The sequence below is a fragment of the Stenotrophomonas maltophilia genome, assembly GCF_001274595.1.
GTDB classification, from domain to species: Bacteria; Pseudomonadota; Gammaproteobacteria; order Xanthomonadales; family Xanthomonadaceae; genus Stenotrophomonas; species Stenotrophomonas forensis.
Map to the genome: position 1 here is coordinate 1,710,776 of NZ_CP011010.1, position 15,470 is coordinate 1,726,245.

Genomic DNA, 15,470 nt, shown 5'->3' on the forward strand with positions numbered 1-15,470 from the left:
AACCTCAGCGGCAACAGCACAGCAACAGCGGCATTCCGTGGGATGGCGGGGCGGTGTGGGTTGGCAGGACACGCCGAAAATCCCCAGACCGGCCCAGCCGCTGGCGGCTGTGCGTTCGGGCGCTTGCGAAGCAGTGCTTCGCAAGCAAAGCGCCCTCACCCCTGGGGGCTCGATGGCGGCATCCATGCCGCGGACACCCCGCACTCCGACACCGCCCCACCTCTGACCGATTCCGGTCGCTGTTGGTGGGTGTCGACCTTGGTCGACACGGTAGATCCACGCGATGCGTGGATGACTTTCCATCTAAATCGAGTATCTCGATATCTGTGAGATTTGAGCCGAGCATGGCTCGGCTCTACAGAAGCGCGGGCAGATCGCGGAAATCTGTCGAAGGCGGGGTGGGTCCGGTTGCGGGGGCGTGAGCCGCATGGATGCGGCGACCGAGCTTACATGGACGTACTTGCAGCGACCCCCGCAACCGGACCCACCCCGCCATTCCTCAGTAGACCTGCTGTTGCTCCGGCTGTTGCTGTCGCTCTGGCCTCTGCGGGTGCAGGGCGCCGCCCTGCCGAACTAAACTAACCGCCGTTGTCCCTGCAGGATTGCCCATGTTCGATACCTCGCCCCAGCTCGATTGCGCCGGCCGCATCCTGCGCCTCGACCGTGCCCGGGTCATGGGCATCGTCAACGTCACCCCGGACTCGTTCTCCGATGGCGGCGCGCACGACACCACCGAGGCCGCGGTCGCACATGGCCTGAAGCTGGTCGAGGAGGGCGCCGATCTGCTCGACGTCGGCGGTGAGTCCACCCGCCCGGGTGCTGCCCCGGTATCGATCGAGGAAGAGCTGCGCCGGGTGATTCCTGTGGTTGAACAGCTGGCCGCCCGCACTGCGGTGCCGATCAGCATCGACACCTTCAAGCCGGAGGTGATGCGCGCGGCGGTGGCCGCCGGTGCCGGCATGATCAATGACATCTTCGGCCTGCGCCAGGAGGGTGCGCTGGACGCCGCCGCTGAAGCCGGCGTGCCGGTGGTGTTGATGCACATGCAGGGCGAACCCGGCCACATGCAGGCTGATCCGCACTACGACGACGTCGTTGCCGCGGTGCACGGGTTCCTCGTGCAGCGCCTGTTCGCTGCGGAAATGGCCGGCATTCCCAAGAAGAACCTGCTGGTCGATCTCGGCTTCGGTTTCGGCAAGACCACCGCGCACAACATGACCCTGCTGGCGCGCTCGGAGCGCTTCCTGGAACTGGGTGTGCCGATGCTGGCCGGGCTGTCGCGCAAGCGCAGTCTCGGTGAACTGACCGGTCGCGACACACCGTCGGAACGGGTGGCGGCTTCGGTGGCTGCGCACCTGATCGCGGTGCAGCGCGGCGCGCGCATCGTGCGCGTGCATGACGTGGCCGCCACTGTCGATGCGCTGAAGATCTGGCAGGCGGTCGATGCCGTGCCGGCACCGCGCGCCGACGCCACGCCGACCCTCCGCTGGCCGGACGAAGACTGATGGGCATCGACCGGCGGCCATTGGCGATCGCCGTGATGGGGCCGACGGCCAGTGGCAAGACGGCCACGGCCATTGCCCTGGCACAGCAGCTGGATGGCGAGATCGTCAGTGTCGATTCGGCGCTGGTGTACCGGCACCTGGACATCGGTTCGGCCAAGCCCGATGCCGCCGAACGCGCGCAGGCCCCGCATCACCTGCTGGACCTGCGCGAGCCCTGGCAGACCTATTCGGCGGCCGAGTTTGCCGCCGATGCCGGCCGTGTCGTGGCCGATATCGTGGGGCGCGGCAAAACGCCGATCCTGGCTGGTGGCACCGGCCTGTACTTCCGCGCCCTGCTGCAGGGCTTGTCGCCGATGCCCGAAGCCGACCCGGCAATGCGCGAAATGCTCAGTGCCGAAGCGGCCGAGCGTGGCTGGGCGGCGCTGCATGCCGAGCTGGCCAAGGTCGATCCGGCCGCGGCTGCCCGCATCCATGCCACCGACCCGCAACGCATCCAGCGGGCGCTGGAGGTCTATCGCCTGACCGGTACCCCCATCTCGGAATGGCAGCGCCGGCCGGGCGTGGCGCCGTTGCCGGTGCGCACCCTCAAGCTGATCCTGGCCCCGCGCGACCGCGCGGTACTGCACCAGCGCATCGAGGCCCGCTTCGATCTCATGCTGGCACAGGGCTTCCTCGACGAGGTGCGGGCACTGCGCGCGATGCCGGAAATGGCCAGGGTGCAGGCGCCCCTGGACCTGCCTGCGGTACGTGCAGTCGGCTACCGCCAGGCCTGGGAATACCTGGACGGGGAGGGGGATGCCGCCCGTTTCCGTGACAAGGCGATCTTCGCCACCCGCCAGCTGGCCAAGCGCCAGCTGACCTGGCTGCGTGGCGAACTTGATGCGCGCTGGTTCGACCCCCATATCGACAACGAGCGCCTGGCCGGCGCGGTGTCGACCTTCGTCGCACGCTGAACCCCCGCCAGCCGTGTAACATCATTGGACGGCGGGCGGCTCGGGGGCCGTGGCAACCGTCGGCAACCCAATAAGAACAATAATCAGGAGTGTGCAATGTCCAAGGGGCAATCGCTGCAGGATCCTTTCTTGAATGCACTGCGGCGCGAACGCGTGCCGGTTTCGGTGTACCTGGTGAACGGCATCAAGCTGCAGGGCACGATCGAGTCGTTCGACCAGTTCGTGGTCCTGCTGCGCAACACGGTCAGCCAGATGGTCTACAAGCACGCCATTTCCACGGTCGTCCCGGCACGCAATGTGAAGGTCGGTCCGGGCGGTGGTTACGTGCAATCGGGTGAAGGTGGTCAGGCAGGTGATGAAGCAGACGAGTAATACCGGAGCGGTGAATGTTTGACCGCTCGAAAAAGGGCGAACACGCCCTGTTGATCCAGCCGCATTTCGGCAAGCTGGAAGATGATGTGCTGGAAGAGTTCGGTGATCTGGCCCGCTCGGCTGGGGCCAGCATCGCCGCGACGATCACCGCGCGTCTGGACCGTCCCAATCCGTCGACCCTGATCGGCAGCGGCAAGCTGGACGAGATCAAGGCGGCGGCCGATGCCAGCGGCGCCGACCTGATCCTGGTCAACCATGCGTTGAGCCCGGGCCAGGAGCGCAACCTGGAACGCTTCCTCGAGCGCCGGGTGATCGACCGGACCGGCCTGATCCTGGACATCTTTGCGCAGCGTGCGCACAGCCACGAAGGCAAGCTGCAGGTCGAGCTGGCGCAGCTGCGTCACCTGGCCACGCGGCTGGTGCGCGGCTGGACCCACCTTGAGCGCCAGCGCGGCGGCTCGATCGGCCTGCGTGGCCCGGGTGAAACCCAGCTGGAAACCGACCGCCGCCTGTTGCAGAAGCGGGTGGAGCAGCTGCAGAAGCGCCTGGAGAAGGTGGAAGTGCAGCGCACCCAGATGCGCCGTGCGCGCGTGCGCAGCGAACTGCCGCGCGTGGCCCTGGTGGGCTACACCAACGCCGGCAAGTCGACCCTGTTCAACGCCATGACCGGCGCCGAGGCCTACGCCGCCGACCAGCTGTTTGCCACGCTGGACCCGACCGTGCGCCGCATTGCGGTCCCGGGTGGCAGCGTGGTGCTGGCCGATACCGTTGGCTTTGTCCGCGATCTGCCGCACGACCTGGTTGCCGCGTTCCGCTCGACCCTGTCTGAGGCGCGCGAAGCGGATTTCCTGTTGCATGTGGTCGACGCCGCCGATCCGCATCGCGAGGAGCGCATCGCCCAGGTCGACGAGGTGCTGACCGCGGTAGGTGCTGGTGATCTGCCGCAGCTGCTGGTGTTCAACAAGATCGACCGCATCGACGGTGCCGACGTCCGTCACGATGGCCAGGACGGTATTCCTGATGAATCGCGACGCGAGCGGGTATGGATTTCCGCGCGTGACGGGCGGGGCCTGGACCTGCTGCAGGCAGTGCTGGGCAAGCGCCTGGGCCTGCAGCACGTGACCGGTGAACTGCGCCTGCCGCCGGACGCCGGACGCCTGCGCGCGCGCCTGCATCAGCTGGAAGTGATCCGCAGCGAGCAGGCCGATGAAGAGGGCTGGCTGCTGCAGGTGGACCTGCCGATCGCCGAAGCCGAGAAGCTGGCTGCCAGTGCCGACGGCGCGCCGATCCGCGCGCTGTTGCCGGAAAAGCTGCCGGAGTGGTGAGGTAGCGACCAAGGCCCGGTAGTGCCGGCCGCTGGCCGGCAGCGCAACCGTGCCGCCGGCCCGCGACATCAACCTGTCATCTGCGGTACAACGTGCAGGTTCTTCACCCCACCGTCATGCCGATGTCCATCCCCACCGACGCCGATCTCAACGCCCAGTCCGCCGCGCTAGGGCAGCGCCTGCAGCAGGCCTCGCTGCAGCTGGTGACCGCTGAAAGCTGCAGCGGTGGCTGGATCGCCAAGTGCATGACCGATATCGCCGGGTCGTCGGCGTTCTTCGACTGCGGCATGGTGGTCTACAGCTATGAAGCCAAGCAGCGCCTGCTGGGCGTGCGCGCGCAGACCCTGGAGCAGTTCGGTGCGGTCAGCCGCGAGACGGTGCTGGAAATGGTTTCCGGTGCCCTGGTCAATTCCGGTGCCGGCATTGCGGTGGCGGTGACCGGGATCGCCGGCCCCGGCGGCGGCAGCCCGGACAAGCCGGTCGGCAGCGTCTGGATCGGCTGGAAGCGCCGTGGCGGTTACGCCCGCGCCGAGCTGTTCCAGTTCGGGGGTGACCGCGAAGCCATCCGCCGGCAGACCGTGGCGGCGGCATTGCGCGGTATCGACGCCCAGCTGTGACATGCTGCTCCGGTAATCGTCCGGAGCACGCATGATGTGGGAAACGCTGGGCACAGTCCGTGACCTGGGCCGACTGCAGGAAATTGCCGTCGTCCTGATCCGTTATGGCTTCGGCGACGTGGTGCGGCGCATCGGCCTGGCCACGACGCTTGAACGGGCAGGGCGCCTGCTGCACTGGAACGAGGAGCGGCAGGAACTGCTGCGGATGACCGCGCCGGTGCGCGTGCGCAGCGCGATGCAGGATCTCGGCCCGACCTTCGTCAAGCTCGGCCAGGTGCTGGCGACCCGTGTCGACCTGCTGCCTCCGGAATGGATCGCCGAGCTCTCCGAACTGCAGAACGCAGTGCCGGCGTTGCCGTACGCGGACATCCGCGAGCAGCTCGAGGCCGACCTTGGCGCGTCGCCCACGGAGGTATTCGCTTTCCTTGATGAAACCCCGATGGCCGCCGCCTCGCTGGCGCAGGCCCATCGTGCGCGCCTGCATGACGGTCGCGAGGTGGTGTTGAAGGTGCGTCGCCCCGGCATCCGCGATGTGGTCGAGGCCGACCTGCGGCTGCTGGCACGCCTGGCCGAGATCGTCGAAGCCCGCCTGTCGGACCTGCGCCGCTATCGTCCGGCCGAGGTGGTGCAGCAGTTCACCGTGTCACTGCGCCGCGAGCTGGATTTCGCCGCCGAATGCCGCAACGCCGAGCGCATCGCGCGCAATTTCAAGGGCCGCGGCGACATCCTGATTCCCAGCGTGCACTGGCAGTGGACCTGCGAGAGCCTGAACGTGCAGGACTTCGTTGACGGGATTCCCGGACGGGACCTGGCGGGTGTCGACGCGGCTGGCCTGGACCGGCGCGAACTGGCACGGCGCGGCGCCGACATCGTGTTGAAGATGGTGCTGGAGGACGGCAGCTTCCACGCCGACCCGCACCCCGGCAACATCATCTACCTGCGCGACGGGCGCATCGGCGTGATCGATTTCGGCATGGTCGGCGCGCTGTCGGAAGTGCGTCGCTTCCAGGTCGCACAGTTGCTGCACGGGCTGGTCGAGCAGGACCCGCAGAGCGTGGCCGACGTGCTGCTGGACTGGGCCGGTGGGGTGGAGGTGGATGAGAACCGGCTGCAGCATGACATCAGCCAGTTCGTCGACCAGTACCGCGGTGTGCCATTGAAGGACCTGCGCATCGGGCTGATGCTGGGCGACATCACCCAGTTGCTGCGCAGCTACAGCCTGACCCTGCCGGCCGACCTGGCGCTGATGATCAAGGCGTTCCTGACCCTGGAAGGCATGGGCCGCCAGCTGGATCCGGATTTCGACATGGCCAGCGCCGCGCGCCCATTCCTGGAGCGGGTGGTGTTGCAGCGCTATGCGCCAAAGGCGCTGCTCAAGCGCGGCCGGCGCAGCTTGCTGGGGCTGGTGGATTTTGCCGGCGAACTGCCGCGCGACCTGCGCAAGCTGGTGCAGGCCGCCCGCCGTGGCCGCCTCCAGCTGAAGGTAGAAACCACGGCATTGCAGGGTTTCGGCGAACAGGTGAACCGCGCGGCGAACCGGCTGGTGATGGGCATCGTCACCGCCGCCCTGATCATCGGCTCGTCGATCGTGATGCACAGCGTGGGCGGCGTCTCCAGCCGCTGGCTGCTGGCGCTGGGCGTGTGCGGCTTCATCGGCGCCGGTTTCTGCGGCGTCTGGATCCTGTTTTCGATATGGAGAAGCGGTAAACACACGTGAGTGTGTTTACCGCAGCGGTTCCCGCCGGAACCGCGGAATCGCGCAGCGATTCCTGTAGAGCCGACTGTTAGTCGGCTGCACTTGCTTGTGCCTTTGCCAGCCGGGCCATGCCCGGCGACGATTGCCGACCACGCCTCGGCCCCGCAGGTAGGCGTCACCCCGTGTCGCACCCGGCACTTGCAGACCTGAGCGTTAGTAGTAATACTACTAACCATGGACCTGACCGACACCCAGCAGGCGATCCTGCAGTTGATCGCCGAGCGTATCGAGAGCGAAGGCGCACCGCCGTCGCAGACTGAAATCGCACGTGCGTTCGGCTTCAAGGGCGTGCGCGCAGCCCAGTACCACCTGGAAGCCCTGGAGCAGGCCGGTGCGATCCGTCGCATCCCGGGCCAGGCCCGTGGCATCCGCCTGGTGCAGGCCCCGCCGGTCGAGAAGCTGGCCGAGCCGGGCCTGCCCGACAGCGTGCTGCGGCTGCCGGTGCTGGGTCGGGTGGCGGCCGGCCTGCCGATCGGTGCCGATATCGGCTCGGACGATTTCGTGGTGCTGGACCGGGTGTTTTTCTCGCCGGCGCCGGACTACCTGCTGAAGGTGCAGGGCGATTCGATGATCGACGAGGGCATCTTCGACGGTGACCTGATCGGCGTGCACCGTACCCGTGACGCCCATTCCGGGCAGATCGTGGTAGCCCGCATCGATGACGAGATCACGGTCAAGCTGCTGAAGATCGCCAAGGACCGCATCCGCCTGCTGCCGCGCAACCCCGATTACAGGCCGATTGAAGTGCTGCCGGATCAGGACTTTGCGATCGAAGGCCTCTATTGCGGCCTGCTGCGCCCCAACCGTTGACCCGTTCCGCATTGCATTTCCCCGCGGTCTTTTGTGGCGATTCTCTGGTTCCACTGAGGTTGGTACGGATGTCCGATAATTCTTTTCAGAGCGCCGGGCAGAATCTCAGCCTGTGCGATACGTCCGACTTAAAGTGAGCCCATGGCAAAGAAGACCCCCAAAGACAGCACCTCCAACGACATCACCTCTGCAAGGACCCAACCGATGGACGAGAACAAGAAGCGCGCCCTCGCTGCAGCTCTGGGCCAGATCGAGAAGCAGTTCGGCAAGGGCTCGGTGATGCGCATGGGCGACCGCGTGGTCGAGCCCGTCGAAGCCATCCCGACCGGCTCGCTGATGCTCGACATCGCACTGGGCATTGGCGGCCTGCCGAAGGGCCGTGTCGTTGAGATCTACGGGCCGGAATCCTCGGGCAAGACCACTCTGACCCTGCAGGCCATCGCCGAATGCCAGAAGCTGGGCGGCACGGCGGCCTTCATCGACGCCGAGCATGCACTGGACCCGATCTACGCCGGCAAGCTGGGCGTGAACGTGGATGACCTGCTGCTGTCGCAGCCGGATACCGGTGAGCAGGCGCTGGAAATCGCCGACATGCTGGTCCGTTCGGGCTCGGTGGACATCCTGGTGATCGACTCGGTCGCCGCGCTGACCCCGAAGGCCGAAATCGAAGGCGAGATGGGCGACCAGCTGCCGGGCCTGCAGGCCCGCCTGATGAGCCAGGCGCTGCGCAAGCTGACCGGCAACATCAAGCGCTCCAACACGCTGGTGATCTTCATCAACCAGCTGCGCATGAAGATCGGCGTGATGATGCCGGGCCAGAGCCCGGAAACCACCACCGGCGGCAACGCACTGAAGTTCTATGCCTCGGTCCGCCTGGACATCCGCCGCATCGGCGCGATCAAGAAGGGCGACGAGATCATCGGCAACCAGACCAAGATCAAGGTCGTCAAGAACAAGCTGGCACCGCCGTTCAAGCAGGTCATCACCGAGATCCTGTACGGCGAGGGCATCAGCCGCGAAGGCGAACTGATCGACATGGGCGTGGAGGCCAAGTTGGTCGAGAAGGCCGGCGCCTGGTACAGCTACGGTGAGGAACGCATCGGCCAGGGCAAGGACAACGCCCGCGGTTACCTGCGTGACAACCCGACCGTCGCCGCCAAGCTCGAAGCCGAGCTGCGCGAGAAGTTCCAGCCGACTGAAGCCGCCCGCGAGGAAGGCGACGACGACGGCGACGACGAGTAAGGCTTGCTGTGGGGCAGGGCGGCGCCGTCAGTGACGTCGCCCTGCCTCGCAGGTTCGAATCGCCCAGGGATGGGCAGGGCGCCACGGACGGCGCCACCCTTGGAGCACCGATGTCCGACTCCGACGATATTCCCACCGGCCGCAAGCGCCGGCCACGTGAGCAGACGCCCGTGCAACGCGCGCTGGGCCTGCTGGTCCGCCGTGAGCATTCGCGCAGGGAGCTGACCCGCAAGCTGACCGCCCGTGGCATCGAAGACGAAGCCGCGCAGGCTGCCGTGGCCAAGCTGACCGAGGCGGGCTGGCAGGACGACAGCCGTTTTGCCGAGAACCTGGTGCGGATGCGCGCCAACACCGGCTACGGGCCGATCCATGTCCGCGCCGAGCTGGGCACCCATGGGCTGGACAGTGCTGCGATTGCGGCGGCGATGGACAGCTATGAGGGCGACTGGCAGGAAAACGCCCGTGACCTGGTCCGCCGCCGCTTCGGCGAGGCTGGCCCGCAGGACCTGACGCAGCGGCGCAAGGCCGCCGATCTGTTGGCCAGACGTGGCTTTGACGGCGACAGCATCCGCCGCGCGACCCGCTACGACCCGGATGACTGAGACTGGCGGCGCCGGGCCTGATACCCTTTAGGTTTTCGGCGGTCCCTTGCGACCCTGGCCAATGTGGCCGGTGGTCCGGGTCCGCCGGCCCGCAGACTGCCAGCCCTCAATGAACGCATCCGCCAAATTCACGACCTCCCAGATCCGCAGCGATTTCCTTGAATTCTTCAAGGGCAAAGGCCACACCATCGTGCCGTCGGCGCCGCTGGTGCCGGGCAACGATCCGACCCTGCTGTTCACCAACTCCGGCATGGTGCAGTTCAAGGACGTGTTCCTTGGCGCGGAGAAGCGCAGCTACGTGCGCGCGGCCGACGTCCAGCGCTGCCTGCGGGCGGGCGGCAAGCACAACGACCTCGACCAGGTGGGTTACACCGCACGCCACCACACCTTCTTCGAAATGCTGGGCAACTGGTCGTTCGGCGACTACTTCAAGAAGGACGCGATTGCCTGGGCCTGGGAGCTGCTGACCCAGGTCTGGAAGCTGCCGGCCGAGCGCCTGCTGGTCACCGTCTACCAGACCGACGACGAGGCTTACGCGCTGTGGCGCGACATGGTCGGCATTCCGGAAGAGCGCATCGTGCGCATCGGTGACAACAAGGGCGCGCCGTTCGCCTCGGACAACTTCTGGCAGATGGCCGACACGGGTCCGTGTGGCCCGTGCACCGAGATCTTCTACGACCACGGCAACCATATCGCCGGCGGCCCCCCGGGCTCCCCGGATGAGGACGGCGACCGCTTCATCGAAATCTGGAACCTGGTGTTCATGCAGTTCGACCGCCAGCCCGACGGCACCCTGGTGCCGCTGCCGGCACCGTGCGTGGATACCGGCATGGGCCTGGAGCGCCTGGCGGCGATCCTGCAGCACGTGCATACCAACTATGAGATCGACCTGTTCCAGGCGCTGATCCGCAAGGCGTCGGAGCTGACCGGCACCGCCGACCTGGAGAACAAGTCGCTGCGCGTGATCGCCGATCACATCCGCGCCTGTTCGTTCCTGATCGTCGACGGCGTGCTGCCCTCCAATGAAGGCCGCGGCTACGTGCTGCGCCGTATCATCCGCCGCGCCCTGCGCCATGGCTGGATGCTGGGCGTGCGCCAGCCGTTCTTCAGCAAGCTGGTGCCGACCCTGGTCGAACAGATGGGCGAGGCCTATCCGGAACTGCCGGCGGCGGTGGACACCGTTACCCGTGCGCTGCAGGCCGAGGAAGAGCGTTTCGCTGAAACCCTCGACGCCGGCATGAAGATCTTCGAGGACGTGGCTGGCAAAGCCAGCAATGGCGTGATCCCGGGCGTTGACGCCTTCCGCCTGTACGACACCTACGGTTTCCCGCTCGACCTGACCCAGGACATCGCCCGCGAGCGTGACCTGACCGTCGACATCGCCGGCTTCGATGCCGCGATGGAGCAGCAGCGCGAGACCGCGCGTGCGGCCGGCAAGTTCGGCGGCGGCGTGACCCTGCCGGCGGAGCTGGTAGCCACCCTCAGCCCGACCGCGTTCCTGGGCTATGACCGCCTGCAGGCCGATGGCCTGACCGTGCTGGCGCTGCTCAAGGACGGTCGTCCGGTGCAGTCGGCCGATGCCGGTGATGCGGTCATCGTCATCACCAACCAGACTCCGTTCTACGCCGAATCCGGCGGCCAGGTCGGCGACACCGGCGTGCTGACCGGCAACGGCGTGCGCCTGGCGGTGGAAGACACCCAGAAGTTCGCTGGCCAGTTCCATGGCCACGTCGGCACGCTGTCCGAAGGTGGCCTGAAGGTTGGCGACGTGCTGTCCGGCCAGGTTGACGGCGAGCGTCGCGGCGCCACCATCCTCAACCACTCGGCGACCCACCTGCTGCACGCCGCCCTGCGCGAAGTGCTGGGCACCCATGTGCAGCAGAAGGGCTCGCTGGTCGCGCCGGACCGCCTGCGTTTCGACTTCTCGCACTTCCAGCCGATCAGCGCTGATGAGCTGGCGGTGATCGAGCGCAAGGTCAACCAGCAGGTGCGCGCCAACAATGCCGCCGAAGTGCACACCATGGCCATGCAGGAGGCGCTGGACTTCGGCGCGATGGCCCTGTTCGGCGAGAAGTACGGTGAGCACGTGCGCGTGCTGAAGATGGGTGACTATTCCACCGAGCTGTGTGGTGGTACCCACGTCAACCGTACCGGCGATATCGGCCTGTTCAAGATCACCTCCGAGGGCGGTGTCTCCGCCGGCGTGCGCCGCATCGAGGCGGTCACCGGCCAGGGCGCCCTGGACTACGTGGACGCCGAAGAGGCACGCCTGGCTGAAGCCGCCGAGCTGCTCGGTGGCAGCGCCGGTGACGTGGTCGAGAAGATCCGCGCGCTCGGCCAGCGTCAGAAGCAGCTGGAGCGCGAGCTGGAAGCCGTGAAGGCCAAGGTCGCCGCCGGTGCCACCGCCGACCTGTCCGGCCAGGCCGTCGAGGTCGCCGGCGTGAAGGTGCTGGCCGCCCGCCTGGAAGGCTTCGACGCCAAGGCCCTGCGTGACGCCATGGACCGCCTGAAGCAGCAGCTGGGTGACGCGGTGATCGTGCTGGCCGGCGCCCAGGACGGCAAGGCGGCCCTGGTTGCGGGTGTGAACGGCAGCGCAATGGGCAAGGTCAAGGCCGGGGAACTGTTGTCCCATATCGCCGGTCAGATCGGGGGCAAGGGCGGCGGACGCCCGGACCTCGCCCAGGGTGGTGGCGAGGACGGGCCCGCCCTTGCCACTGCGCTGGCTGCAGTTGTCGAATGGGTCAGCCCCCGCCTGTGATGAACCCGGCCGTCCCCCTCCTTGTAGGAGCGGGACGGCTGACGGTACCATTGCGAATCTTTTCCCTTTGTCGTGGTAGCGCTTCTTGACGGAGCGTCAAGCCGGTGGGGGATACCCTTCCACACGGTTCCATGGAGACTTGCAAAAATGTTGATCCTGACTCGCCGCGTCGGCGAAACCCTGATGATCGGTGACTCGGTGAGCGTCACCGTGCTTGGCGTCAAGGGTAACCAGGTGCGTATCGGCATCACCGCGCCGAAGGACGTCGCTGTGCATCGCGAAGAGATCTATCAGCGCATCCAGCGCGGTGACGAAGCCGGTGGCGCCGGTAGCGAAAATTCTGCCGAATAACGCTTTACCTTCGCACTCGATTAACGTTATGATTCACGCCCCGCTGAGGTGCAACGCACCAGACGCGGTGAATACCCCGGAGTGATGCCCGAGTGGCCGAAGGGGCTCCCCTGCTAAGGGAGTATAGGGTCAAAAGCTCTATCGAGGGTTCGAATCCCTCTCACTCCGCCAGATACAAAGAAGCGCCTGCAGATCCTCGATCTGCAGGCGTTTTTCTTTGTCCGGTGTTCGAAGGTGCAGCCTGCGCGGGGCTGCCTGTCCTTAGTGATCGCTACGGATGGCAGGTACTGCAGCAGGCGTCGTTGCAGGTGCCGGAGCGGCGGCAGCAGGACGCTGTGGCGGCTCGAGATCACGCGGTGGGGTTTCGCGCCACAACAAGGCAAGCGTGCAGTCGTTGGCGCGCTCCCTGCACATTCTTTCGGCCTTGCGCTGCGCGGCGTCCGCAGTCTTCTCACCCAGTGCAAAGCCCAACGCAACCGTGCCCGTCGCGATGGCCGAATAGCCTTCGCTGGTCGTGCTGGCAGACTGGCCACAATTGCGCGATTGCAGCGCGCAGTAGTGCAGCGACTGCTGCATCGCGGTGGTAAGGGAATGCTGGTTCATCGAGTAGCCGTAGCGGCCATCCTTGTCGTAGGTGATCGCAGATGCGGCACCTGCCCCCGAGGTGATGGTCAACAACACCCCAAGGGAAATCGCTTGCTTCCAGTTCATGGCCATCTCCTTTTCGACGGATGGTGGATCAACCCGGGTTCGCGACGCAACCCGGCGCGTCGCCGTGCCGGGTGCCTGCAGGTAATCCACCCGCAGGCCGCTTCTCCTTCCGCCCGGGCTCAGAGCCTGACCGTCACACCCACCTGGAAGCCACGCCCCGGCAGCGGGGCGATGTACTTCAACGGCGAGTTGTGCGGGCGCGCTTCCTCGTTGAGCAGATTGCTGCCGTTGACGAACACTTCCATGCCGGCGATGTAGCTGTTGCGCACCGGCAGTTCGCGGCTGACCTGCAGGTCGACCAGGTTGAACGCGTCCAGCGGAATTTCCTCGCTGACATTGCGGCCGAGGTACTTCTGCTTGCCGTAGTAGGTACTGGACAGCTGCGCCTTCCAGCCCTGGCGCTGCCACTGCAGGTTGGCGCCGTAGCGGTTGGTCGGCATGTTCGGCAGGTACTCGCCATCATTGTGGGCGCGCAGCGCGTCCGGGTGGTCGGCCTTGTTCTTCACCAGGTCGGCAAAGGCCGAGATGTTCAACGTGCCATAGCGGCCGAGATCCAGCGCCTGTGAAGCGTCGATCTCGAAGCCCTTCACCGTGGTGTCGGTCTGCTTCCAGTACTTCAGCGGCAGGCGGTTGGCGGTCTGCAGGCCCGAGTAGCCAAGGTAGAGGTAGTTCTCGTACTTCATCCGGTACGCGGTGGCCGACAGCTCGAAGCCGCCGAGGTGGAACAGGCCGGTCAGCTCCAGGTTCTTTGCACGCTCCGGCTCCAGGTTCTGGTTGCCTTCCTCCTGGGTCATCACCGAATAGTGCGCGTTGCTGGCATACAGCTCGTTGATCTCCGGTGCGCGCTGCGAGGACGAGTAGCGCACCTTGGCGGCAAACAAGGGGCCGAGCTCGACGTACGAGCCGAGGCTGTAGCTGTTGAGCCGGTAGTCGCGGTCCTGCAGTTTCGTGTTGGCAGCATTGCGCGCGGTCTTGAAGCGGCTGGGCTGCAGCGTGTGGTCGACACGCTCATGGCGGACGCCGGCATCGAAGGTGGCCCAGCCGAAGTCCAGCGTCTCTTTCAGGAACACTGCATTGCTGCGGGTATCGACATCGGGCAGGTAGCGCAGCGAGCCGCTGCCGGTGACATCACGCGACTGGCGGCTGAGGCCGAGCATGCCGCTGAGCGGGCCGACGCGCTGGTGGCTGAGCAGCAGCTCGGCCTGGATGCTTTCGAAGTCGTAGTCGTTGGCCTTGGACGCGCCGAGTCGTTCGCCCGAGGTGTTGTCCAGCTTGGAGACACGCAGTTCGGCACGCTCGAAGTAGGGCAGCGGATCGCGCAGCAGTGCTTCCAGCGCGTAGCGCTGCTGCTTGATCACCACGCCCACCGGCAGGCCATCGGCGTAGTTCGAGCCGAATGACAGGTTCTGCATCGAGAAGCCGGGCACGCCGTATTCGCTGTCCTTGGCATCGATGCTGACACCGACGTAGCCGCGGTCGAAGAACAGGGTCGAGCCGGCGGCCACCTGCGAATTGCGTGAGTAGCTGTTGCCCAACCGGTGGTGATAGTCGGGGGTCACGTCATTGTTGATCTGCTTCTGCACATACGAGGGCGTGCCGGGCACATAGGCCGGGTTGACCGGGTTGATGTAGGTGCGGCGCTGCCAGACCGAGGTCGGGTTGTTGGTATAGAAGGAGAAGTCACCGTCGGCCCAGTCCGGGTTCTCGGTCATGAACTGGTCGATATAGGGCTGCGAGGCCTTGTTGTAGATCTGCTGGACGCGCGCTTCCTTCTGGCAGCTGTCGGCCAGTGCCGAGTTGACGCCGCCGGTGGCGGGGAACAGGCGGGTGTTGCAGACGCTGGCCTTGCTGTTGCCGGGGATGTCGTAGTGGGAAATGCGCTGGCGCGAGACCTGCAGGTTGGTGGAGATGTTGCGCTGGTTGTTGAAGTTCATGCGGAAGCCCTGCGCATCGGCGGCGTTGAAGCCCTTGCGCAGGACCAGTTCCATCGACTGGTCCTTGTCTTCCATGCTGCGCGAGATCAGGCCCGAGTCGATCTCCACACTGCCGCCGATCGCATTGCCGCCATAGCGCACCGTGTCCGAGGACTTGTTGACGGTGACACTGCGCACGAACAGTGGATCGAAGGGAATGTTGATGTCACCGCTGATCGCATTCATGCCAAGGATGGACTGGCCATCCTGCAGGATCTGAACCCGGTTGCCGCTGAGACTGCGGATGACCGGGGCGCCCGCGTTCGGTCCGAACGCACTGTTCTGCACGCCGGAGACATGCTCGAGCAGGCCGCCGAGGGTGCGGTTCTGCGCCTGTGGATTGTCGACGGTGACCCGGCTGTCGATTCGCGAGGGCTTCGAGGCCTCGACCTGAAGCGTGGGAAGGGTGGGTTCGTCCGCGGCGTGGGCGGTGTGGACGGCGAACAGAATGGCGGCAGCAAGCAGATGGCGACGCATGACACGCTCCGTGAAATA

13 protein-coding genes and 1 tRNA gene are annotated in these 15,470 nt (G+C 66.1%); 12 read left to right on the forward strand and 2 right to left on the reverse strand.

The genetic code is table 11. The features are described 5' to 3' along the window. Positions 1–608 precede the first annotated feature (608 nt). The 12 genes from folP to VN11_RS08010 all read left to right on the forward strand — a co-directional run bounded on the left by folP (position 609) and on the right by VN11_RS08010 (position 12,462). Complete coding sequence (folP, locus tag VN11_RS07955; RefSeq protein ID WP_053449349.1) at positions 609–1,505, forward strand: dihydropteroate synthase; 897 nt, start codon at positions 609–611, stop codon at positions 1,503–1,505. Next, complete coding sequence (gene miaA / locus VN11_RS07960) at positions 1,505–2,458, forward strand: tRNA (adenosine(37)-N6)-dimethylallyltransferase MiaA (protein ID WP_053449350.1); 954 nt, start codon at positions 1,505–1,507, stop codon at positions 2,456–2,458. The genes folP and miaA overlap by 1 nt, the downstream gene beginning before the upstream one ends. 96 nt (positions 2,459–2,554) lie before the next feature. Further along, positions 2,555–2,830 (forward strand): RNA chaperone Hfq, encoded by a 276-nt coding sequence (hfq, locus tag VN11_RS07965; protein WP_004152891.1) that lies wholly within the window; start codon positions 2,555–2,557, stop codon positions 2,828–2,830. Between the two features lie 14 nt (positions 2,831–2,844). Further along, the gene (hflX, locus tag VN11_RS07970) at positions 2,845–4,155 is read left to right on the forward strand and encodes a ribosome rescue GTPase HflX (RefSeq protein WP_053449351.1); all 1,311 of its coding nucleotides are present in this window, start codon (positions 2,845–2,847) and stop codon (positions 4,153–4,155) included. 122 nt (positions 4,156–4,277) lie between these two features. Continuing rightward, entirely contained in the window at positions 4,278–4,772 is a 495-nt protein-coding gene (locus tag VN11_RS07975; protein ID WP_053451280.1) for a CinA family protein, read from the forward strand. Positions 4,773–4,806: 34 nt separating this feature from the next. Next, the gene (ubiB, locus tag VN11_RS07980; protein WP_053451281.1) at positions 4,807–6,489 is read left to right on the forward strand and encodes a 2-polyprenylphenol 6-hydroxylase; all 1,683 of its coding nucleotides are present in this window, start codon (positions 4,807–4,809) and stop codon (positions 6,487–6,489) included. Positions 6,490–6,702: 213 nt separating this feature from the next. Then, a complete protein-coding gene (gene lexA / locus VN11_RS07985; protein WP_008267755.1) occupies positions 6,703–7,338 on the forward strand; it encodes a transcriptional repressor LexA in 636 nt (211 codons plus the stop codon). 204 nt (positions 7,339–7,542) lie between these two features. Beyond that, positions 7,543–8,580, forward strand: a complete 1,038-nt coding sequence (recA, locus tag VN11_RS07990) for a recombinase RecA (protein WP_053449352.1) — start codon at positions 7,543–7,545, stop codon at positions 8,578–8,580. 110 nt (positions 8,581–8,690) lie between these two features. Then, positions 8,691–9,182, forward strand: coding sequence for a recombination regulator RecX (gene recX / locus VN11_RS07995; protein ID WP_053449353.1), 492 nt, complete (start codon positions 8,691–8,693; stop codon positions 9,180–9,182). 109 nt (positions 9,183–9,291) lie between these two features. Next, positions 9,292–11,940: an alanine--tRNA ligase gene (gene alaS, locus VN11_RS08000; RefSeq protein ID WP_053449354.1), complete on the forward strand. Its 2,649-nt coding sequence runs from the start codon at positions 9,292–9,294 to the stop codon at positions 11,938–11,940. Positions 11,941–12,087: 147 nt separating this feature from the next. Then, positions 12,088–12,291 carry a carbon storage regulator CsrA gene (gene csrA, locus VN11_RS08005; protein WP_006432031.1) on the forward strand — a complete coding sequence of 68 codons (204 nt, stop codon included), beginning with the start codon at positions 12,088–12,090 and terminating at the stop codon, positions 12,289–12,291. Positions 12,292–12,369: 78 nt separating this feature from the next. After that, positions 12,370–12,462: transfer RNA gene (locus VN11_RS08010), tRNA-Ser, on the forward strand. Positions 12,463–12,552: 90 nt separating this feature from the next. Here VN11_RS08010 and VN11_RS08015 read toward each other — a convergent pair. Together VN11_RS08015 and VN11_RS08020 are read right to left on the reverse strand one after the other, a co-directional pair. After that, positions 12,553–13,092, reverse strand: coding sequence for a DUF4189 domain-containing protein (locus tag VN11_RS08015; RefSeq protein ID WP_238581865.1), 540 nt, complete (start codon positions 13,090–13,092; stop codon positions 12,553–12,555). Positions 13,093–13,121: 29 nt separating this feature from the next. Next, on the reverse strand, positions 13,122–15,452 hold the full coding sequence (locus tag VN11_RS08020) for a TonB-dependent receptor (protein ID WP_053449356.1): 2,331 nt from the start codon (positions 15,450–15,452) through the stop codon (positions 13,122–13,124). Positions 15,453–15,470: the final 18 nt, after the last annotated feature.